Source organism: Streptomyces sp. SudanB182_2057, from assembly GCF_964272715.1.
In the GTDB taxonomy this organism is placed as follows: Bacteria; Actinomycetota; Actinomycetes; order Streptomycetales; family Streptomycetaceae; genus Streptomyces; species Streptomyces rubradiris.
The window spans coordinates 3,793,469-3,812,449 of record NZ_OZ186798.1; the positions used below are offsets into that span (position 1 = coordinate 3,793,469).

Below are 18,981 nucleotides of genomic sequence, written 5' to 3' on the forward strand. Positions count from 1 at the left end.
GCTAGGCTCCCTCCGTACGCGGTACGCACACGGGGGTGACGGATGGAGCCGGTCGTACTGGGCGGCAAGCTGGTCTCCGGCTTGATCGGCCCGCTGGTGCGGAAGCTGTTCGTCCAGGACGGCCCGGGCGCGGGCCTGGTCGACCGGCCGGTACGGCTGTCGGCACTGGTGTCCTTCCGGGGCGAGAAGCGGACGCTGGGCGAGAAGGAGGTCCACCGGCTCGCCGAGCGGATCGTGACCCAGGCGGTGGAGTCGCCGGGCGAGCCCCCGTTCCCCGCCGACGAGCAGGCGGCCGTGGCCGACGCGCTCGCCCGCCGCCTGCTCGCCCTCGGCGAACTGGAGATGGACGACGTGCAGGCCGTACGGCTCGGCAGCGCGGAACTCGCCCGGCTGCTGCTGCGCCACGCCCCGCCGCCGGACGGCTTGTCCGCCGACGCCCACGCCTTCCTGGCCTCCGCGACCGAGTGGGCCTGCCTGCACATCCTGGAGTTCTTCACCCGGCGGTCCACCTTCGTGGCCCGCACCCTGGTCGAGCAGAGCCGGGCGCAGGCGGAGCTCATAGCGAAGGTGGACGAGCTGATCGCCCGCACCCCGCGCCCGGACTCCCGCGACGCGGCCTTCGAACGCCGTTACCTCCCCTACCTCGCCGACCGCCACGACCACATCACCATCTACGGCATCGACCTGCGCGACTCCCCCGACCGCTGGCCGCTCGAAGTCGCCTATCTGAGCCTGGAGGCGACCACCGGGGAGGAGCGGCCGTCCGGCCTTGGGCTCCATGAGCGCCCGCCCGCGACACCCGGCCGGCTACCCGCCGAGGAGGCGCTGACCGGCGGCTCCCGGGTGCTGCTGCGCGGCGACGCCGGCTCCGGCAAGACGACGCTGGTGCAGTGGCTGGCGGTCACCGCGGCCCGCGAGGCCGGCCGGATCCCGTACGTCCTCCCGCTGCGCACCCTGATCCGCACCGGCTCGCTGCCCGCGCCGGACGTCTTCCTGGCGGCGGTGGGCTGTCCACTGACCCCGCCCCAGGGCTGGGCCGAGCGCGTGCTGGCCGCGGGCCGGGGCCTGCTCCTGGTCGACGGCCTGGACGAGATCCCGGCCGCCGACCGCCACCGCACCCGCGACTGGCTGCGCTCCCTGCTCGCGGCCTACCCCGGCAACCCCGTCCTCCTGACCTCCCGCCCGACCGCCGTACGCCCCGACTGGCTGGCCGAGGAGGGGTTCCGGGAACTGACCCTGGCCCCGATGCGCCGCGCCGAGGTGGCCACGTTCGTGCACCGCTGGCACGAGGCCGCCCGGGCACCGGAGTACGAACAGCCGCTCCTGGACTCCCTGCGCACCAAGCGCGACCTGGCCCGGCTGGCCACCAACCCCCTGATGTGCGGCCTGATCTGCGCCCTGCACCGCGAGCGCCGGGGCTATCTGCCCACCGGCCGCAAGGAGTTGTACGACGCCGCCCTCACCATGCTCCTCGCCCGCCGGGACCGGGAGCGGGGCATGGGCGCCGAACTGGGCGAGGAGGCGCAGCTGGAGCTGCTCCAGCGGCTGGCGTACGCGCTGGTGCTGAGCGGCCGCACGGAGATGGACCTCGTTACGGCCGAGGGCATCGTGGAGCGCTGCCTCCCCACGATCGCGTCGGCGTCCGGGGACGCGGCGACGGTACTGCGCGCGCTGCTGCTGCGCAGCGGCCTGCTGCGACAGCCGGCGGAGGGCGTGGTCGACTTCGTCCACCGCACCTTCCAGGACTACCTGGGCGCGCGCTACGCGGTGGAGGAGGGCCACCTCGACGTCCTCGTCAGCCACGCCGACGACACCCAGTGGGAGGACGTCATCCGCATGGCGGTGGCCCACGCGAGACCACGTGAACGGGCCTCGGTCCTCCGACAGTTGCTGACCCGTGACACCCCCCGCCTGACCCTGCTGGCCCTGGCCTGCCTGGAACACGCGACGGCCCTGGACCCGGCCGTGCGGGCGGAGGTCGAGGAACGGGCGAGCGCATTGATCCCGCCCCGGACGACGGAGGACGCGAAGGCCCTGGCGGAGGCGGGCCCCTTGGTACTGGAGTTGCTGCCGGGCCCGGAGGGCCTGACGGCCGAGGAGGCACACGGGGTCACGGTCACCGCCTCCCTGCTCGGGGAGGAGGAACCGGAGGGGGCACTGGCGGTACTGCGACGGTTCCGGGAACATCCGGATCTGAACGTCCGGCGGCAACTGGTGGGGACGTGGTCGCGTTTCGACGCCGGTGTCTACGCGGCGGAGGTCCTGGACCATCTGGAGCGTGGGAACCTCATCCTGACCTGCGAGTCGGCCGAACAGCGCGCGGCGCTGGCCCGGATGCGTCCCTGGCAGCGCCTGCACTTCCGGGGCGAGCACGCGATCGAGGACATCATCGCCACGGTGCCGGACCCCGCGGCGGTGCCGGCACTCACCCTGTCGGCCAATCCGTGTCCCGTTGATCTGGGCGCCCTGACACCGTTCCCGTCCCTGCGCGCCCTGTCGGTGTTCGGCTGTCCCGAGGCACACGGTGTGGACCGCCTCGCCTCACTGCCGCTCGTGCAGTTCGACTGCGCCGGCATCACGGACCCGGCCGGACTGCGGGCCCTGCGGTCACTCACCAGGCTCTCCGTGAGCCAGCCGTTGCCGGGCACCGACCTGCGCCTCACCCTGCCTGTCGACGCTCCGCTGACATTCCTCCACCTCGGCGAGCGCAGCGTCGACAACACAGGGCTGCGCGGGCTGGAGCACTGGACGGAGCTGCGCACGCTCAGTCTCGGAATGCTGACCACGGAGCTGACGGCCGACGACTGGAGCCGGGTCGCCCAACTGCCCGGGCTCGTACGGCTCCACCTGGAATGGAGCCCCCGCTGGAGCTTGCACCTCGTACCGGAACTTCCCCGCGTCCGGGACTTGCGGGTTTCCTCGGCATTCGGCGCGGAGGGGCTGTCCGTACTGGCCTCCAGGCTCCCGGGCCTGCGCTCGGTCAGCGTGGTGGCCCTCCCCGGCGACCCGCTCTTCCACGTCGAGGCCCTCTTCCCCCACGCCGAAGTCACCCTCGAACAGCACTGAAGGGGCCGGCGCCCGAAGGCACCGGCCCCTTCACCCGGCTGAACCGCCGGAGGCTTACGCGTCCTTGCTCAGGTTGGGACCAGCCCCACCCGCGGCCTGCTCGATCGGCGGGACGTCCGGCAGGGCCGACTTCTCCTCACCGCGGAAGGTGAAGGTGGCGGCGTCGCCCTCGCCCTCGGTGTCCACGACCACGATGTGACCGGGACGCAGCTCGCCGAAGAGGATCTTCTCCGAGAGCGTGTCCTCGATCTCGCGCTGGATCGTGCGGCGCAGCGGCCGGGCGCCCAGCACCGGGTCGTAACCCTTCTTGGACAGCAGCTCCTTGGCGGACTGGGACAGCTCGATGCCCATGTCCCGGTCCTTCAGGCGCTCGTCCACCTTGCCGACCATCAGGTCGACGATCCGCAGGATGTCCTCCTGCGTCAGCTGCGGGAAGACGACCACGTCGTCGACGCGGTTGAGGAACTCGGGGCGGAAGTGCTGCTTCAGCTCGTCCGACACCTTGTTCTTCATGCGCTCGTAGTTGGTCTTCGTGTCACCCGCGGCGGCGAAGCCGAGGTTGAAGCCCTTGGAGATGTCCCGGGTGCCGAGGTTGGTCGTCATGATGATGACCGTGTTCTTGAAGTCCACGACCCGGCCCTGGGAGTCGGTCAGCCGACCGTCCTCCAGGATCTGCAGCAGCGAGTTGAAGATGTCCGGGTGGGCCTTCTCGACCTCGTCGAACAGGACGACCGAGAACGGCTTGCGGCGGACCTTCTCCGTCAGCTGGCCGCCCTCCTCGTAGCCCACGTAGCCGGGGGGCGAACCGAAGAGGCGCGAGACCGTGTGCTTCTCGCTGAACTCCGACATGTCGAGGGAGATCAGCGCGTCCTCGTCACCGAAGAGGAACTCGGCGAGCGCCTTGGACAGCTCGGTCTTACCGACACCGGACGGGCCGGCGAAGATGAACGAACCACCCGGACGCTTCGGGTCCTTCAGGCCCGCACGCGTACGGCGGATCGCCTTCGACAGCGCCTTGACGGCGTCGTTCTGGCCGATGACCCGCTTGTGCAGCTCCTCCTCCATGCGGAGCAGGCGGCTGGACTCCTCCTCGGTCAGCTTGAAGACCGGGATGCCGGTGGCCGTGGCGAGGACCTCGGCGATCAGCTCGCCGTCGACCTCGGCGACGACGTCCATGTCGCCGGCCTTCCACTCCTTCTCCCGCTTCGCCTTGGCGGCGAGGAGCTGCTTCTCCTTGTCGCGCAGGGAGGCGGCCTTCTCGAAGTCCTGCGAGTCGATCGCGGACTCCTTGTCCCGGCGGACGGCGGCGATCTTCTCGTCGAACTCGCGCAGGTCCGGCGGAGCGGTCATCCGGCGGATGCGCATCCGGGAGCCGGCCTCGTCGATCAGGTCGATGGCCTTGTCCGGCAGGAAGCGGTCCGAGATGTAGCGGTCGGCCAGGGTGGCCGCCTGGACCAGGGCCTCGTCCGTGATCGAGACGCGGTGGTGCGCCTCGTACCGGTCGCGCAGGCCCTTGAGGATCTCGATCGTGTGCGGCAGGGACGGCTCGGCGACCTGGATGGGCTGGAAGCGGCGCTCCAGGGCGGCGTCCTTCTCCAGGTGCTTGCGGTACTCGTCCAGCGTGGTCGCACCGATGGTCTGGAGTTCACCGCGGGCCAGCATCGGCTTCAGGATGCTCGCGGCGTCGATGGCGCCCTCGGCGGCACCCGCACCGACCAGCGTGTGCAGCTCGTCGATGAACAGGATGATGTCGCCGCGGGTGCGGATCTCCTTGAGGACCTTCTTCAGGCGCTCCTCGAAGTCACCGCGGTAGCGGGAGCCGGCGACCAGGGCGCCGAGGTCCAGCGTGTAGAGGTGCTTGTCCTTGAGCGTCTCGGGCACCTCGCCCTTGACGATGGCCTGGGCGAGGCCCTCGACGACGGCGGTCTTGCCGACGCCCGGTTCACCGATCAGGACGGGGTTGTTCTTCGTACGGCGGGACAGCACCTGCATGACCCGCTCGATCTCCTTCTCGCGCCCGATGACCGGGTCGAGCTTGGACTCACGAGCGGCCTGGGTGAGGTTCCGGCCGAACTGGTCCAGGACGAGAGAGGTCGAGGGGGTGCCCTCGGCCGGGCCGCCCGCGGTGGCGGTCTCCTTGCCCTGGTAACCGGAGAGCAGCTGGATGACCTGCTGCCGCACCCGGTTGAGGTCTGCGCCCAGCTTGACCAGGACCTGGGCGGCGACGCCCTCGCCCTCGCGGATCAGGCCGAGCAGGATGTGCTCCGTGCCGATGTAGTTGTGGCCCAGCTGAAGGGCCTCGCGGAGCGACAGCTCCAGGACCTTCTTGGCACGGGGGGTGAAGGGAATGTGGCCGGACGGGGCCTGCTGGCCCTGACCGATGATCTCCTCCACCTGCTGGCGGACCGCCTCAAGCGAAATGCCGAGGCTCTCCAGGGCCTTAGCGGCGACACCTTCGCCCTCGTGGATGAGACCCAGGAGGATGTGCTCGGTGCCGATGTAGTTGTGGTTGAGCATCCGGGCTTCTTCCTGAGCCAGGACGACAACCCGCCGCGCGCGGTCGGTGAACCTCTCGAACATCGTTAATCGCTCCTCAGAGCGGTCAGGCAGTGGGGGGAACTTCCCCTCCCTGTCCTTCCGCAGCTTAGTCCCGCAAGCGGGGACCGCTCATTCCAACTGCCGACACCGTCGATGGCCTCCTGACCGTGTGCGCCGACATCTGCTCCAACCCGATGGTGCGAGACGATGTTCCCGCAGGCCAGGCAGTTACCCCACTCGCCAGTACGCCGTTGGCGAACGTGAGACGGCCCGTCCTGCGTGTCGCCCCCTCCCACTAGGGATGTCTTACCCGCACGGACTGACACTCCATGCCGCGCGCCCCGGTTCCCTCCGCTATGGGCGAACAACCTTGCGCCTCCCCGGACCCCCACGCGCCCCCTCCTCCGGCACTGAGCGCAGCCGTTGGGGCACCCAGCGTAACCCGAATGCCACTGTGGCGGTTGCGCTTGGCATGGCTGGCCCGGTCCCCGTGACGCCCACGATCCCCGTCCCCCGCCGCCCCGTCGTCCCGGACGCACCGGAGGCCGGCGGTCCCGGCACCGATGTCGGCCCGGACGCCCGGGCCCGGCGCTGGTACGAGGACGAACTGGGCTGGCCGACCGTGCCCGGACCGCCGTTGCGGCTGGTCACGGGGGTGCGGTTCGACGTGCTTGAGGTGCCGGCCGAGGCGGGCGCCCGAGCGCTCCGGCATCTCGCGCCGGGCTCCCCGGTGATCCTCCGAGGCGACCGCGTGGAGCTGCTGGTGGCCCCGGGCAGCGCGGAGGAGCTGCCGGGACTCCTGGAGTGGCTGGAGTGGGGCCCGGTCTCCCTGGACCTGCGGGCCCTGGGGCCCGGCGGCACGCTGGAGGCCCCGGCACCGGCCGGCCCCGCATGGGCCTCGTCCGGGCGGCCGGCGTCAGCGCAGGGGGCCGCTGTGTGGCTGCGGCCCCCCGGGCCGGGACGCGAGGACGTCGAGACCTCGCTGCCGGCCATGCCGGGCATGCCGGGTACGACGGCCGCTCCGGCCGTGGGGCGCGAGGGGAGCGCCCCCGATCTGGTGCGGCTGGTGGACACGGTGGCAGCACACTGTCACCGGGTCCGGCTGCGGCGCGGGAGCGCCGGGCGCCCCGCCGGTCCGCGGGATCAGCCGTTGGCCTTCTCGTAGGCCTCACGGATCGACGCCGGAACGCGGCCGCGGTCGTTGACCTCGTAACCGTTCTCCTTCGCCCAGGCGCGGATGGCCGCGGTGTCCTGGTTGCCGCCGGAAGCGGCACGCGCCTTTCCACGCCCGCCGGAAGCACGGCCACCGGTACGGCGTCCGCCCTTCACATAGGGCTCCAGAAGACCGCGCAGCTTGTCCGCGTTGGCGGTCGTGAGATCGATCTCGTACGTCTTGCCGTCCAGCGCGAACGTCACGGTCTCGTCCGCCTCGCCGCCGTCGAGGTCGTCGACAAGAAGGACCTGAACCTTCTGTGCCACCGCATTTCCTTTCATCGATAACGTTGAGGACCAGGGGTGTGCGGCGTCCGCCGTTTCGCCGCCCCTGTTATATGCAGTACTGCAGTACGTCGGAAAGCAAACCGCTTTTGCCGGAAAAACACAAACCCTCGGCAGCGACTCGACACCCCGACCCCGCCCGGAAACATGCGCGTTTCGGACATAGGCCACCAGGGCATTGGCGATCACAGATGCAGAAGCATCCGGCTGTTGCCCAAGGTGTTCGGCTTCACTCGTTCGAGACCGAGGAACTCCGCGACGCCCTCGTCATAGGAACGCAACAGCTCCGCGTAGACATCGGTGTCGACCGGCGTCTCGCCGATCTCGACGAAGCCGTGCTTCCCGAAGAAGTCCACTTCGAAGGTCAGGCAGAAAACCCGGCGAACGCCGAGCCAGCGCGCTGTCTCCAGCAACTTCTCCAGCAACTGATGGCCCACGCCGGCGCCCTTGAGGCCGGGCTTCACCGCCAGAGTCCGCACTTCCGCCAGGTCCTCCCACATGACGTGCAGCGCCCCGCAGCCGACCACCTCGGCGTTGTCATCGCGTTCGGCCACCCAGAACTCCTGGATGTCCTCGTAAAGCGTGACGGTCGCTTTGTCGAGCAGGATGCGGTCGCGGACGTAGGCGTCGAGGAGGCGGCGCACGGCCGGGACATCGCTGGTCCGGGCCCGCCGGACGGTGATGGCTTTTGCGGAGACTTCAGGACGCTCTGCTGACATGAGCGGACGCTATCGCCCGTCGGCGTCCTCCGCCGAGCCGGGGTTCTCCTCTTGCGGGGCTTCGGCGGCTCGGGGTTGCCGGGCTTCGGGTGCTTCCCGGGTTTCTTCCGGGCCCTGGACGATGCGTACGGCGTCTCTGAGGGCCTGGCGCTGTTCCTCGCTCATCATGCCGAAGAAGGCGACGAGAGCGGCGGCCGGGTTGTCACTCTGGGACCAGGCGTCGTTCATCAGGGCGGCGGCGTACGCGGCACGTGTCGACACGGCCTCATATCGATAGGCCCGGCCTTCCGCCTCCCGGCGCACCCAGCCCTTCTGATGGAGATTGTCCAAAACGGTCATCACGGTGGTGTACGCGATCGACCGTTCCCGCTGGAGGTCTTCCAGGACTTCTCGAACGGTCACCGGGCGGTTCCACTTCCACACCCGCGTCATGACCGCGTCTTCGAGTTCTCCCAATGGGCGAGGCACAGCTCAGAACAATAGTGGGAGATCCGCCCAATGACGTGCCGGACGTGCGCTAAGACTACAAACCCGAGCAAAAAGGGCGCGCGGCCGGAAAGAAGGGGCCCGGTGAGGGTGGGCATGCCAGGACCACCGCCGAGGGCCCACGGGCGGGCGGCTGAGCGCAGGCGGGAACCACGGCCGGGCTCTCCGCGACGCGGGCGCACGTCATCCGCGAAGCGGGCGCGCGTCGCCGGGGCAGGCGCTCAGCCGGGGGCCCGGTACGGCCGGGGGTACCGCTCAGGCGCCGGCGGCGGGGCTCTCGGGCGAGCCGTCCGCGCGGGCGAGCGCGGCGTCGACGGCCGCATCCTCCTTGGTCTTGGCGGCCCCACCCTGGGTCTTCACGATCACCCTGACCACACCGATGAAGAACGCGGCCATGACGACCGGCGGCACGAGCGCGGAGACGTAGTCCATGCCTCCAGAGTAGCCACGGCGGAACGGGCGAAAGGGGCGGGGGGCACGAACCCCGCACCACGTGTCCCAGCCCCCCGACAGGGCCACCCGCACCCGGCCGCGGAAGTCGCACGGAGGTGCGGGTGAGAACGACGTGTCCGGCCGGAGGCCGGGTCAGACCGCGGCCAACCGCTGCGGAGCGGCCGGCGGCGTCGGCTTGCGTCGCGGGAAGACCTCCCCCGGCGTGGGGATGGGCCGCTTCGGCTCCCCCGGCTCGCCCTTCCCCGGTTCCGCACCCGGCCGCTCCGCCGGAGGCGCCGGCGGCTCCTCGGCCGCCCCTTCCTCCCGTCGCGCCCCGGGCTCTCCCGCCCCACCCGCGAGGGCCAGCAGCCGCGTCCGCGCGGGCGGCACGGCGGGCGCCGGCACCCTGCGCGCCCCCTGGGCGAACCGCGCCCGTACGTCCTGTTCGGCCAGCGCCTGGCAGCGGTCCAGCAGCGCCGCCGCCATCCGGTTCCCGCGCAGCGCCCGCAGCGCCGCGAGATCGTCCGGCGTCGGGCGGTGCCCGGCCCCGAGGGCCTCCTCCAGAAGGGCGAGGTAACCGGCGGCCGTACCCGGCAGAGCGGCCCGGTACCGGCCCAGGTCGGCCACCAGGAAGGCGCGCAGTCTGGCGCCCTCGCTCAGCGCCTCGTCCAGCGATTCGGCGAGCCGGAGGCAGTCCTGCACGTCCTCGGCGGAGACGTGGCCGGGGTGGAGGGCGAGGGCGAGGGCGCGGCGGAGCACACGCAGCTCCTCCGCGCCGAACGCCATGCCGCCGCGGGATCCGTATGGCGTGGGCATGCGGCGACGCTATCGCTAATCGGACAAAAGTGACCGAAAGGGATGTTTACGCGCTGCGTGTCGCTCCGCGGTTCCCCCGTCCGGGGCCACCGGCGAGTCGACCGGGCGCCCCGGGGCGGGCCGGCGCCCGCGGGGGCGCCGGCGCCCGTTCAGAGCCGGGACACGTTCCGCTCGTAGACCAGGCGCAGCCCGATCAGCGTCAGCCACGGCTGGTGCTCGTCGATCACCGAGGACTCCCCCAGCACCATCGGCGCGAGTCCGCCCGTGGCGATCACCGTCACGTCGTCCGGGTCGTCGGCCAGCTCCCGGGCCATCCGGTCCACCACCCCGTCGACCTGCCCGGCGAACCCGTACACGATGCCCGCCTGCATGGCCTCGACCGTGTTCTTGCCGATCACGCTGCGCGGCCGGGCCACCTCGATCTTCCGCAGCTGCGCGCCCTTGACGCCCAGCGCCTCCACGGAGATCTCGATGCCGGGCGCGATCACCCCGCCGATGTACTCCCCGCGCGCGGAGACCGCGTCGAACGTGGTCGCCGTGCCGAAGTCGACGACGATCGCCGGCCCGCCGTACAGCTCGACGGCCGCGACCGCGTTGATGATCCGGTCGGCGCCGACCTCCTTGGGGTTGTCGGTGAGGATCGGCACGCCCGTCTTCACGCCCGGCTCGACCAGGACGGCGGGTACGTCGCCGTAGTACCGCCGGGTGACCTCGCGCAGTTCGTGCAGCACCGACGGCACGGTCGCGCAGATCGCGATGCCGTCGATGCCGTCGCCCAGTTCCTCGCCGAGCAGCGGGTGCATGCCCATCAGGCCCTGGAGCAGCACCGCGAGCTCGTCCGCCGTGCGGCGCGCGTCCGTGGAGATGCGCCAGTGCTCGACGATGTCCTCGCCGTCGAACAGGCCGAGGACAGTGTGCGTGTTGCCGACGTCGATGGTGAGCAGCATGGGCGTTACTCCGCTTCGCGCAGATCCAGGCCGATGTCCAGGATCGGCGAGGAGTGGGTGAGCGCGCCGACGGCCAGGAAGTCCACGCCCGTCTCGGCGTACGCGCGCGCGGTGGCGAGCGTCAGCCGGCCGGAGGCCTCCAGCAGCGCCCGGCCGCCGACGATGCCTACGGCCTCCTCGCACTCACCGGGCGTGAAGTTGTCCAGCAGGATCAGGTCGGCGCCCGCGTCCACCACCTCGCGCAGCTGGTGCAGGGTGTCGACCTCGACCTCGATCGGCACGTCCGGGAAGGCCTCCCGTACGGCCTTGAAGGCCGGTGCGACGCCGCCGGCGGCGACCACGTGGTTGTCCTTCACCAGGGCCGCGTCGGACAGCGACATGCGGTGGTTGACGCCGCCGCCGCAGCGGACGGCGAACTTCTCCAGCGCGCGCAGGCCCGGGGTGGTCTTGCGGGTGTCGCGCACGCGCGCCTTGGTGCCCTCCAGCGCGTCCGCCCACGCGCGCGTGGCGGTCGCGATGCCGGACAGCCGGCACAGCAGGTTCAGGGCGCTGCGCTCGGCGGTGAGCAGGTCGCGGGTGCGCGTGGTGACCGACAGCAGCTTCTGCCCGGCCTCGATCCGGTCGCCGTCCTCCACGTGCCGCTCGACCTCGAACTCGTCCGTGCAGACCACGGAGAGCACGGCCTCGGCGACCCGGAGGCCGGCCACGACGCCCGCCTCGCGCGCGGTGAAGTCGCCGGTGGCCACCGCGTCCTCGGGGATGGTCGAGACCGTGGTCACGTCCACGCCGCCGGCCAGGTCCTCCTGGATGGCGACGGTGGCGATGTCCTCGACCTCCACGGGGTCGAGCCCGGCGGCGGCCAGCAGCTCGGCGAGCGCGGGGTCCAGCCCGCACTCCAGGTACTCCTCGTCGCCCTCGGCGCCGCAGCCGCAGCCGTCGCCGCAGCCGCCGGTCGGGACGAGAGGAAGGTCGTCGGTGCTCACGTCTGTCACTGCTCCTGAGGGCGCTGGGTTTGCCGGGTAGGGGGGAAGTCTGCGGTGTCGGTGGTGCGTACGGCCAGCGACCGGTCGGGGTTGAGCCGTACGACGATGTGGCGCCGCCAGTGGGCGTCGTCGCGGTCGGCGCGGTCCTCGCGCCAGTGGCAGCCGCGGGTCTCCTCGCGCAGCAGGGCGGCGGCGACCAGGGCCCGGGCCACGCACAGGAGGTTGGTGGCCTCCCAGGTGTCCACGCCGGGCTCGGCGGTCTTGCCGTTCTCCTCCAGCGCCTCCCGCGCGTCGGCGTGCAGCCGCTGGAGCCGGCCGGCGGCCCGGGCGAGGGACTCCTCGGAGCGCAGCACGCCCGCGCCCTCGGTCATGATCCGCTGGATGGCGAACCGGGTCTCGGCGGCGAGCAGCGGGTGGTCCGGCTGGTCCGGCTGCGGGACCGGCACCGGCACGCGCGCGTGCAGGCCGCCCGCCGTCCGCTCGGCGGCGATGTCGGCGGCGATCCGCTCGGCGTAGACGAGCCCTTCGAGCAGGGAGTTGGAGGCGAGCCGGTTGGCGCCGTGCACGCCGGTGCAGGCCACCTCGCCGCACGCGTACAGGCCGGGCACGGTGGTGCGGCCGTGGGCGTCGGTACGCACGCCTCCGGAGGCGTAGTGGGCGGCCGGGGCGATCGGGATGGGCTCGGTGACCGGGTCGATGCCGTTGGCGCGGCAGGCGGCCAGGATGGTCGGGAAGCGCTGCTCCCACATCCGGGCGCCGAAGTGCCGGGCGTCCAGGTACATGTGCTCGGCGTCCTGCTCCAGCATCCGCCGCAGGATGCCCTTGGCGACGATGTCGCGGGGCGCCAGCTCGGCCAGTTCGTGCCGGCCCAGCATGAAGCGCACGCCGTCGCCGTCGACCAGGTGGGCGCCCTCGCCGCGGACCGCCTCGGAGACCAGCGGCTGCTGGCCCTCGGCGTCGGCGCCGAGGAACAGCACGGTCGGGTGGAACTGCACGAACTCCAGGTCGGAGACCTCGGCGCCCGCGCGCAGCGCCAGCGCGACGCCGTCGCCGGTCGACACCGACGGGTTGGTGGTCGCGGAGTACACCTGGCCCATGCCGCCGGTCGCGAGGACCACCGCGGGGGCGTGCACGGCGCCCACGCCGTCGTGCTGGCCCTCGCCCATCACGTGCAGGGTGACCCCGGCCGTACGGCCGTCGGCGTCCGTCAGCAGGTCCAGGACCAGCGCGTTCTCGATGGTGTGCAGCCCGCGCGCGCGGACCGCCGCCACGAGGGCGCGGGAGACCTCCGCGCCGGTGGCGTCACCGCCGGCGTGCGCGATGCGGCGCCGGTGGTGGCCGCCCTCGCGGGTGAGGTGGATGTCGCCCCCGTCGTCGGTGTCGAAGTGGGCGCCGGTGGAGATCAGCCGCCGGACCGCGTCGGGGCCCTCGGTGACGAGGATCCGTACGGCCTCCTCGTCGCACAGGCCCGCGCCGGCCACGAGGGTGTCCTCGAGGTGCTGTTCGGGTGTGTCGCCCTCGCCGAGGGCGGCGGCGATGCCGCCCTGCGCCCAGCGCGTGGAGCCGTCGTCCAGCCGCGCCTTGGTGACCACGACGGTGGTGAGGCCGGCGGCCTGGCAGCGCAGGGCCGCGGTCAGGCCGGCCACGCCGGAGCCGACGACGACCACGTCCGCGGAGATGGCCCAGCCGGGAGCGGGCGCGTGCAGTCGTATGCCTGTGCTGGTCACGAGGCGGCTCCGAAGGTGAGGGGAATGTTGTCGATCAGCCGGGTCGAGCCGACCCGGGCGGCGACGGCGAGGACGGCCTCGCCGGTGAAGTCGTCGCCGATCTCGGTGAAGTCGGCGGGATCGACCAGCGCCAGGTAGTCCAGCCGCAGCGGCGGGTCGAGGCGGGCGGCCTCGTCCAGCACCTGGCGGACGGCGGCACGCACGGCCGCCGGGCCGCCGGGCGCGGCGGTGGCCACGGCGTGCGCGTCGGCCGCCGCGCGGGACTCGCCTATGGCGCTCAGCGCCTCGGCACGCGCCTGCGTGGAGGGCACCTCCCGGGCCCGCGCGCGCAGCGCCTCCTGGGCCGCGTGCCGGTCCCGGCCGGCGAACAGCGCGCGGGACAGCGCGAGCGCGGTCCGGCGCTCGTCCGGCGACAGGTAGCGGTTGCGGCTGGACAGGGCGAGCCCGTCCTCCTCGCGCACGGTCGGTACGGCGACGATCCCGACGCCGAAGTTCAGGTCCCGCACCATGCGCCGGATCAGGGCCAGCTGCTGGGCGTCCTTCTGCCCGAACAGGGCGACGTCCGGGCGGGTGAGGTGCAGCAGCTTGGCGACGACGGTCAGCATGCCGTCGAAGTGGCCGGGCCGCGCGGCACCCTCCAGGCGCTCTCCCATGGGCCCGGCGCAGACCCGCACCTGGGGCTCGCCGCCGGGGTACACCTCGTCCACGGAGGGCGCGAACACGGCGTCCGCGCCGGCCCGCCCGGCGAGTTCCAGGTCGGCGTCCAGGGTGCGCGGGTAGCGGTCCAGGTCCTCGCCGGCGCCGAACTGGAGCGGGTTGACGAAGACGGTGACGACGACCTCGCCGTCCGGGCCCGCGATCTCGCGCGCGGAGCGGATCAGGGTCGCGTGGCCCTCGTGCAGGGCGCCCATGGTCATCACGACGGCGCGGCGGCCGTGGCGCACGCGCGCGTGCAGCTCTTCGGCGGTGCTCAGCAGGTCGGTGGTCATCGGTCGTTCCCCTCGGTGCCGGTCGTGCCGTCGTCTCCCTGGTCCGGTTGGCCCCCGTCGGCGAGTACCCCCAGGAGGTCCTCGGCGAGTTCCGCCTTCAGCAGGCCGCCGGCCAGCGCGCGGTCGGCGGTCGCGCGGGCCATGGCGAGATAGCCGGCCACGGTCTGCGGGGCGTGCTTGCGCAGCTCGGTGATGTGCGCGGCGACCGTGCCGGCGTCCCCGCGCGCGACCGGGCCGGTCAGGGCGGCGTCGCCGGAGCGCAGCGCGTTGTCCAGGGCGGCGCCGAGCAGCGGGCCGAGCATCCGGTCGGGCGCGCCGACGCCGGCCGTGCGCAGCAGGTCCATGGCCTGGGCGACCAGGGTCACCAGGTGGTTGGAGCCGAGGGCGAGGGCCGCGTGGTACAGCGGGCGGTTCTCCTCGCTGATCCACTCCGGCTCGCCGCCCATCTCGATCACCAGGGCCTCGGCGGCCAGCCGCAGCTCCTCGGGCGCGGTGACGCCGAAGGAGCAGCCCGCCAGGCGCTGCACGTCCACGGGGGTGCCGGTGAAGGTCATCGCCGGGTGCAGGGCCAGCGGCAGCGCGCCCGCGCGCAGGGCGGGGTCCAGGACCTTCGCGCCGTACCGGCCGGAGGTGTGCACCAGCAGCTGTCCCGGCCGTACCGCGCCGGTCTCGGCGAGGCCGGCGACCAGGCCGGGCAGGGCGTCGTCGGGGACGGTGAGCAGCACCAGGTCGGCGCGCTGGAGCACCTCGGCGGGCGGCACCAGCGGGACGTCCGGGAGCATCGCCTCGGCGCGCCTGCGGGAGGCGTCGGAGACTCCGGAGACGGCCACCGGGCGGTGCCCGGCGAGCTGGAGGGACGCGGCCAGCGCGGGGCCCACACGGCCGGCGCCGACGACACCGACGGTGAGCCGCGCGGGGCGGTCCTTGGGATCTGGCTGGTGGACTGTACTCACGCGACGGAGGCCTTCCCGTTCCAGTCCGCTCTGGGTACCGGACGATTTCTCGTCATGTTAACGCTATCGGGTGGGGCGGCGGCCGGTTGTCCACAGGCTGTGGGTTTGTCCACACCCTCCGGCACCCTCCGGCACGAAAACCCGCTGCCCACGCGCGCGTGGGGCGGCATGATCCGTCCATGACTGACGCGGTGGTGCCGGACGGGCACGAGGACGACGAACGGCGGACGGGCGCGCGGCCCACGGCGGCGGAACGGATGCGGGAGCGGCGCCGGGCCGCCTTCGCGAAGGCGGAACGGGTGCTGTGGCGGCCGGGCTTCCGGCGCACGGTCCGCGAGCGGCTGGCGGTCCTGGACGCGGCGTCCGAGGTGTACGACCTGGACGGGTACGCGGACATCTACGGCGACGGGATCGTGGAGGACCTGGAGCAGCGGGTCGCGGCCCTGCTCGGCACGGAGGCCGCCGCGTTCTTCCCGACCGGCACGATGGCCCAGCAGGTGGGCCTGCGCTGCTGGGCGGGCCGCACCGGTGACCCCACGGTGGCCCTGCACGCCCTGGCCCACCCCGAGGTGCACGAACGGCATGCGTTCAGCCAGGTCAGCGGGTTGCGGCCGGTGCGTGTGACCGGGGAGCCCCGGCTGCCCACGGCGGCCGAGATACGCGACTTCCCCGAGCCCTTCGGGACGCTGATGCTGGAACTGCCGCTCAGGGACGCCGGTTTCGTGCTGCCCTCCTGGGAGGAGCTGACCGAGGTCGTCGAGGCCGCGCGGGAGCGGGACGCGGTGGTGCACTTCGACGGCGCGCGCCTGTGGGAGTGCACGCCCTACTTCGGCCGGTCCCTGGCGGAGATCGCGGGCCTGGCCGACAGCGTGTACGTGTCGTTCTACAAGTCCCTCGACGGCTTCGGCGGGGCAGCCCTGGCCGGCCCGAGGACGCTGGTGGACGAGGCCAGGACCTGGCGGCACCGGTACGGCGGCGCGGTCTTCCAGCAGTTCCCCACCGTCCTGTCCGCGCTCGTCGGGCTGGAGCGCGAGCTGCCGCGGCTGCCGGACTACGTGCGGCACGCGCGCGTGGTCGCCGCCGCGCTGCGCGAGGGCCTCGCGGCCTCCGGGGTGCCGTGGGTCCGCGTGCACCCCGAGGAGCCGCACACCCACGAGTTCCGGGTCTGGCTGCCGTACGACGCCGACGTGCTGATGGAGGCCGCCGTGTCCCAGGCCGAGGAGACGGGCACGTTTCTCTTCGCCGACCCCTGGGACCAAGGCGGCCCCGGGCTGGCCTTCACCGAGGTCTCGGTGCGCGCGCCGGGCCTGGACTGGACGGCGGACGACGTACGGGCGGCCGTCGCCGACTTCACGCGCCGGCTGCCCGGCGTCTGACCGGCGGGCAGGAGGGGCCGCCCGCGCGGGCCGTCACAGGGCTCTCGGGCTCAGCCACCGGCGCAGGGCGTACCGCAGCCGGCCGCGGGCCGGGCGCTCGGCGACGACGGCGCTGAAGCGCCGGTACTCCCGCACCTCACGCAGCGCGTCCAGGTCGTGCCGGCCCGGCGCGGGCGGTTCGGGCTCGCCGCGCAGGCGGGCGCGGTAGCTGTCGAGGAGGTACTGCTGGGTGATGCTCATGGCGGATCGCCTTCTCGGGACGTGGCTGATCGGGTGACTGATCGGGCTCCGCGGCTGCCCCGGTGACCTCAGCCTGCTGCGCGTGCCGTGCGGTTGTCCCGTCGATTGACGGCTGCCGTCAATCGACGGGGGCGCTGTCAGTGGGCGGGTGCACGATAGGGGCATGAGCGTGACCATCGACATCACCGGACTGCCCCTGGAGCGGGTCACCGTCGTGCCGTCTCCGCTGGCGGAGCTGGGGATGGCGCTGCACGCGCTGAGCGAGCCCGGCCACCATCCCGACCTGCGGGGCTGGGCGACGGCGGTCTCCTCCCGGCTGGAGCCCTGCCTGGCCGACCGGCTGTGCGAGGCGGACTTCCTGTGGCGTTCGACGTTCTCGGACGTCTTCGCGCCGTTCGCCGGCATCCCGGGCGGGCGCGCGATGCCCGGGGCCACGCTCGCCGAAGAGCTGGACCTGCTGGACAAACTGACGGACGCGCAGTTCGTCCACGCGGCGCTGGAGTTCACCTGCCAATTGCGCTACGACGTCCAGGAGGCCGGTCCGCTGGACGATCCGGAGCTGCGCCGGCGCTCCCTGGAGCTGGCCGCCGCGCGCGGGTCCGTGCAGGAGCGGTTCACCCGCCGTCTGCTGGCGGATCCGCCGGCCGTGCGCGCCTGGTTCCGGCAGCTGATGCTCGACTGCGACGACGCGTTCTTCGCCGACACCTGGGCCCGTATCCAGCCCCAGCTGGCCGCGGACGCCCGGCACAAGACCGAGCTGCTGCGCCGCAAGGGGCTCGGGGAAGCCCTCGCCTCCCTGTCCGGGGCGGTGTCGCTGGCCGAGGACGGCCGGGTGATCACGGTGGACAAGCTGCTGGTGGGCCGCACCGCCACCGGCGACGGCGGTCTGGTGCTGGTGCCGACCAGCCTCGGCTGGCCGCACCTGATGGTCCTGCACCGGTACGGCTGGCAGCCGACGATCACCTATCCGGCGAGCGGTCCCCGGCCGCAGGCCCCGTCCGTGGAGCAGCTCACGCGCCGGCTGGACGCGCTGGCGCACCCGGTGCGGATGCGGCTGTGCCGGCATCTGGCGCGCTCCCCGCACACCACCAGCGAGCTGGCCGAGGCGCACGGCATGACCGCGCCCGAGATATCCCGGCACCTGTCGGTGCTGAAGAAGGCGGGCCTGATCACCGACTGCCGGCGCGGCCGGTACGTCCAGCACCAGCTCGACCTGACCGCGGTGGCCCGGCTGGGCAGCGACTTCATCGAGGGCGTCCTGCGCTGACCCACCGGCGGGAGCGGACCGAGGGGCGTCCCGCCGAGTCACTGCCCGGAACCGGGCGAGGGCGTCCCGCGCCGGGCCATCGGCTCCCGGAACCGGGCGAGGACGTCCCGCGCCGGGCCATCGGCTCCCGGAACCGACCGTGGGCGTCCCGTGCCGAGCCCCTACGCCGGGCCGGCCAGGGACATCCCGCGCCGGGCCGCCCGCCGGTGCCGGCCGTCTCCGTCAGCCGTGGCCGCCCGCGCGCACGAGTCCCGTCTCGTACGCCAGGACGACCACCTGCACCCGGTCCCGCAGGCCGAGCTTGGTCAGGATGCGGCCCACGTGGGTCTTCACCGTCGCCTCGCTCAGCACCAGCCGGGCCGCGATCTCGCCGTTGGACAGGCCCTGCGCGACCAGCACCATGACCTCGCGCTCGCGCTCCGTGAGCCGTTCCAGCTCCTTGTGCCGGGGCTCCTTGCCGGTGGCGGGCAGCATCGGCGCGAAGCGGTCCAGCAGCCGCCGGGTGGTGGAGGGCGCGACGACCGCGTCACCGCTGTGCACGGCGCGGATCGCGGCCAGCAGGTCACCGGGCGGCACGTCCTTGAGCATGAAGCCGGAGGCGCCCGCCTTCAGCCCGGAGAAGGCGTACTCGTCCAGGTCGAACGTGGTCAGGATGAGCACCTTCGGCGGGTCGGGCTCGGAGCAGATCCGCCGGGTGGCCTCCACGCCGTCCAGCTTCGGCATCCGGACGTCCATCAGGATGACGTCGACGGCGGTGGACCGCAGCACCTGGAGGGCCTCCACGCCGTCGCCCGCCTCCGCGACGACCTCCATGTCCGGCTGGGCGGCGAGCACCATCCGGAACCCGGTGCGCAGCAGCACCTGGTCGTCGACGAGCATCACGCGGATCGTCATGGGTCCTCTTCCGTGTCTTCTCGGTTGCCGTCTTGGTCGTGCGGTGGGGCG

Annotated in this window: 17 protein-coding genes; 4 read left to right on the plus strand and 13 right to left on the minus strand. The window is 72.8% G+C overall.

From position 1 onward, the window contains the following. Positions 1–42 precede the first annotated feature (42 nt). Complete coding sequence (locus tag ACSURM_RS16405; RefSeq protein ID WP_436955854.1) at positions 43–3,066, plus strand: NACHT domain-containing protein; 3,024 nt, start codon at positions 43–45, stop codon at positions 3,064–3,066. Positions 3,067–3,120: 54 nt separating this feature from the next. Here the strand turns inward: ACSURM_RS16405 and ACSURM_RS16410 are convergent, their stop codons facing one another. Beyond that, positions 3,121–5,646, minus strand: a complete 2,526-nt coding sequence (locus ACSURM_RS16410; RefSeq protein WP_030781638.1) for an ATP-dependent Clp protease ATP-binding subunit — start codon at positions 5,644–5,646, stop codon at positions 3,121–3,123. Between the two features lie 430 nt (positions 5,647–6,076). Between ACSURM_RS16410 and ACSURM_RS16415 the strand changes: the two genes are divergently transcribed. After that, positions 6,077–6,769 carry an SCO3374 family protein gene (locus tag ACSURM_RS16415; protein ID WP_436955856.1) on the plus strand — a complete coding sequence of 231 codons (693 nt, stop codon included), beginning with the start codon at positions 6,077–6,079 and terminating at the stop codon, positions 6,767–6,769. On the opposite strand, the gene ACSURM_RS16420 is transcribed toward ACSURM_RS16415, so the two are convergent. From ACSURM_RS16420 to ACSURM_RS16465, 10 genes are all read right to left on the minus strand, one after another. Continuing rightward, a complete protein-coding gene (locus ACSURM_RS16420) occupies positions 6,748–7,083 on the minus strand; it encodes a histone-like nucleoid-structuring protein Lsr2 (protein ID WP_030606126.1) in 336 nt (111 codons plus the stop codon). The genes ACSURM_RS16415 and ACSURM_RS16420 overlap by 22 nt on opposite strands. 203 nt (positions 7,084–7,286) lie before the next feature. Next, complete coding sequence (locus ACSURM_RS16425) at positions 7,287–7,820, minus strand: amino-acid N-acetyltransferase (RefSeq protein WP_030781644.1); 534 nt, start codon at positions 7,818–7,820, stop codon at positions 7,287–7,289. A gap of 9 nt (positions 7,821–7,829) precedes the next feature. After that, positions 7,830–8,252: a BlaI/MecI/CopY family transcriptional regulator gene (locus ACSURM_RS16430; protein ID WP_391343548.1), complete on the minus strand. Its 423-nt coding sequence runs from the start codon at positions 8,250–8,252 to the stop codon at positions 7,830–7,832. 309 nt (positions 8,253–8,561) lie between these two features. After that, positions 8,562–8,738, minus strand: coding sequence for a hypothetical protein (locus tag ACSURM_RS16435; protein WP_359047345.1), 177 nt, complete (start codon positions 8,736–8,738; stop codon positions 8,562–8,564). Between the two features lie 153 nt (positions 8,739–8,891). Beyond that, positions 8,892–9,524 (minus strand): hypothetical protein, encoded by a 633-nt coding sequence (locus ACSURM_RS16440; protein ID WP_436961113.1) that lies wholly within the window; start codon positions 9,522–9,524, stop codon positions 8,892–8,894. A 179-nt stretch (positions 9,525–9,703) separates the two neighbouring features. Further along, positions 9,704–10,501 carry a type III pantothenate kinase gene (locus tag ACSURM_RS16445; RefSeq protein WP_362200543.1) on the minus strand — a complete coding sequence of 266 codons (798 nt, stop codon included), beginning with the start codon at positions 10,499–10,501 and terminating at the stop codon, positions 9,704–9,706. Positions 10,502–10,506: 5 nt separating this feature from the next. Continuing rightward, on the minus strand, positions 10,507–11,484 hold the full coding sequence (nadC, locus tag ACSURM_RS16450) for a carboxylating nicotinate-nucleotide diphosphorylase (RefSeq protein ID WP_436955860.1): 978 nt from the start codon (positions 11,482–11,484) through the stop codon (positions 10,507–10,509). A gap of 5 nt (positions 11,485–11,489) precedes the next feature. Further along, positions 11,490–13,211 carry an L-aspartate oxidase gene (locus ACSURM_RS16455; RefSeq protein WP_436955862.1) on the minus strand — a complete coding sequence of 574 codons (1,722 nt, stop codon included), beginning with the start codon at positions 13,209–13,211 and terminating at the stop codon, positions 11,490–11,492. Next, a complete protein-coding gene (panC, locus tag ACSURM_RS16460) occupies positions 13,208–14,200 on the minus strand; it encodes a pantoate--beta-alanine ligase (RefSeq protein ID WP_436955863.1) in 993 nt (330 codons plus the stop codon). Before panC ends, ACSURM_RS16455 begins: the two co-directional genes overlap by 4 nt. Beyond that, positions 14,197–15,153: a Rossmann-like and DUF2520 domain-containing protein gene (locus tag ACSURM_RS16465; protein ID WP_436955864.1), complete on the minus strand. Its 957-nt coding sequence runs from the start codon at positions 15,151–15,153 to the stop codon at positions 14,197–14,199. Before ACSURM_RS16465 ends, panC begins: the two co-directional genes overlap by 4 nt. A 179-nt stretch (positions 15,154–15,332) precedes the next feature. Here ACSURM_RS16465 and ACSURM_RS16470 point away from each other — a divergent pair, with 179 nt between their 5' ends. Next, complete coding sequence (locus tag ACSURM_RS16470) at positions 15,333–16,529, plus strand: threonine aldolase family protein (protein WP_436955866.1); 1,197 nt, start codon at positions 15,333–15,335, stop codon at positions 16,527–16,529. Between the two features lie 33 nt (positions 16,530–16,562). Here ACSURM_RS16470 and ACSURM_RS16475 read toward each other — a convergent pair whose 3' ends face one another. Continuing rightward, positions 16,563–16,769 (minus strand): hypothetical protein, encoded by a 207-nt coding sequence (locus tag ACSURM_RS16475; protein ID WP_436955868.1) that lies wholly within the window; start codon positions 16,767–16,769, stop codon positions 16,563–16,565. Positions 16,770–16,932: 163 nt separating this feature from the next. On the opposite strand from ACSURM_RS16475, the gene ACSURM_RS16480 reads away from it, so the two are divergent. After that, the gene (locus ACSURM_RS16480) at positions 16,933–18,036 is read left to right on the plus strand and encodes a DUF5937 family protein (protein WP_436955870.1); all 1,104 of its coding nucleotides are present in this window, start codon (positions 16,933–16,935) and stop codon (positions 18,034–18,036) included. Between the two features lie 222 nt (positions 18,037–18,258). Here ACSURM_RS16480 and ACSURM_RS16485 read toward each other — a convergent pair whose 3' ends face one another. Then, the gene (locus tag ACSURM_RS16485) at positions 18,259–18,930 is read right to left on the minus strand and encodes a response regulator (protein WP_181797495.1); all 672 of its coding nucleotides are present in this window, start codon (positions 18,928–18,930) and stop codon (positions 18,259–18,261) included. Positions 18,931–18,981 lie beyond the last annotated feature (51 nt).

Bases quoted from the DNA above. Each gene is read 5' to 3' on its own strand.
- ACSURM_RS16405 (WP_436955854.1), top strand. From the start codon at position 43: ATGGAGCCGGTCGTACTGGGCGGCAAGCTGGTCTCCGGCTTGATCGGC.
- ACSURM_RS16410 (WP_030781638.1), bottom strand. From the start codon at position 5,646: ATGTTCGAGAGGTTCACCGACCGCGCGCGGCGGGTTGTCGTCCTGGCT.
- ACSURM_RS16415 (WP_436955856.1), top strand. From the start codon at position 6,077: ATGGCTGGCCCGGTCCCCGTGACGCCCACGATCCCCGTCCCCCGCCGC.
- ACSURM_RS16425 (WP_030781644.1), bottom strand. From the start codon at position 7,820: ATGTCAGCAGAGCGTCCTGAAGTCTCCGCAAAAGCCATCACCGTCCGG.
- ACSURM_RS16430 (WP_391343548.1), bottom strand. From the start codon at position 8,252: ATGACGCGGGTGTGGAAGTGGAACCGCCCGGTGACCGTTCGAGAAGTC.
- ACSURM_RS16435 (WP_359047345.1), bottom strand. From the start codon at position 8,738: ATGGACTACGTCTCCGCGCTCGTGCCGCCGGTCGTCATGGCCGCGTTC.
- ACSURM_RS16440 (WP_436961113.1), bottom strand. From the start codon at position 9,524: ATGGCGTTCGGCGCGGAGGAGCTGCGTGTGCTCCGCCGCGCCCTCGCC.
- ACSURM_RS16445 (WP_362200543.1), bottom strand. From the start codon at position 10,501: ATGCTGCTCACCATCGACGTCGGCAACACGCACACTGTCCTCGGCCTG.
- panC (WP_436955863.1), bottom strand. From the start codon at position 14,200: ATGACCACCGACCTGCTGAGCACCGCCGAAGAGCTGCACGCGCGCGTG.
- ACSURM_RS16470 (WP_436955866.1), top strand. From the start codon at position 15,333: ATGACTGACGCGGTGGTGCCGGACGGGCACGAGGACGACGAACGGCGG.
- ACSURM_RS16475 (WP_436955868.1), bottom strand. From the start codon at position 16,769: ATGAGCATCACCCAGCAGTACCTCCTCGACAGCTACCGCGCCCGCCTG.
- ACSURM_RS16480 (WP_436955870.1), top strand. From the start codon at position 16,933: ATGAGCGTGACCATCGACATCACCGGACTGCCCCTGGAGCGGGTCACC.
- ACSURM_RS16485 (WP_181797495.1), bottom strand. From the start codon at position 18,930: ATGACGATCCGCGTGATGCTCGTCGACGACCAGGTGCTGCTGCGCACC.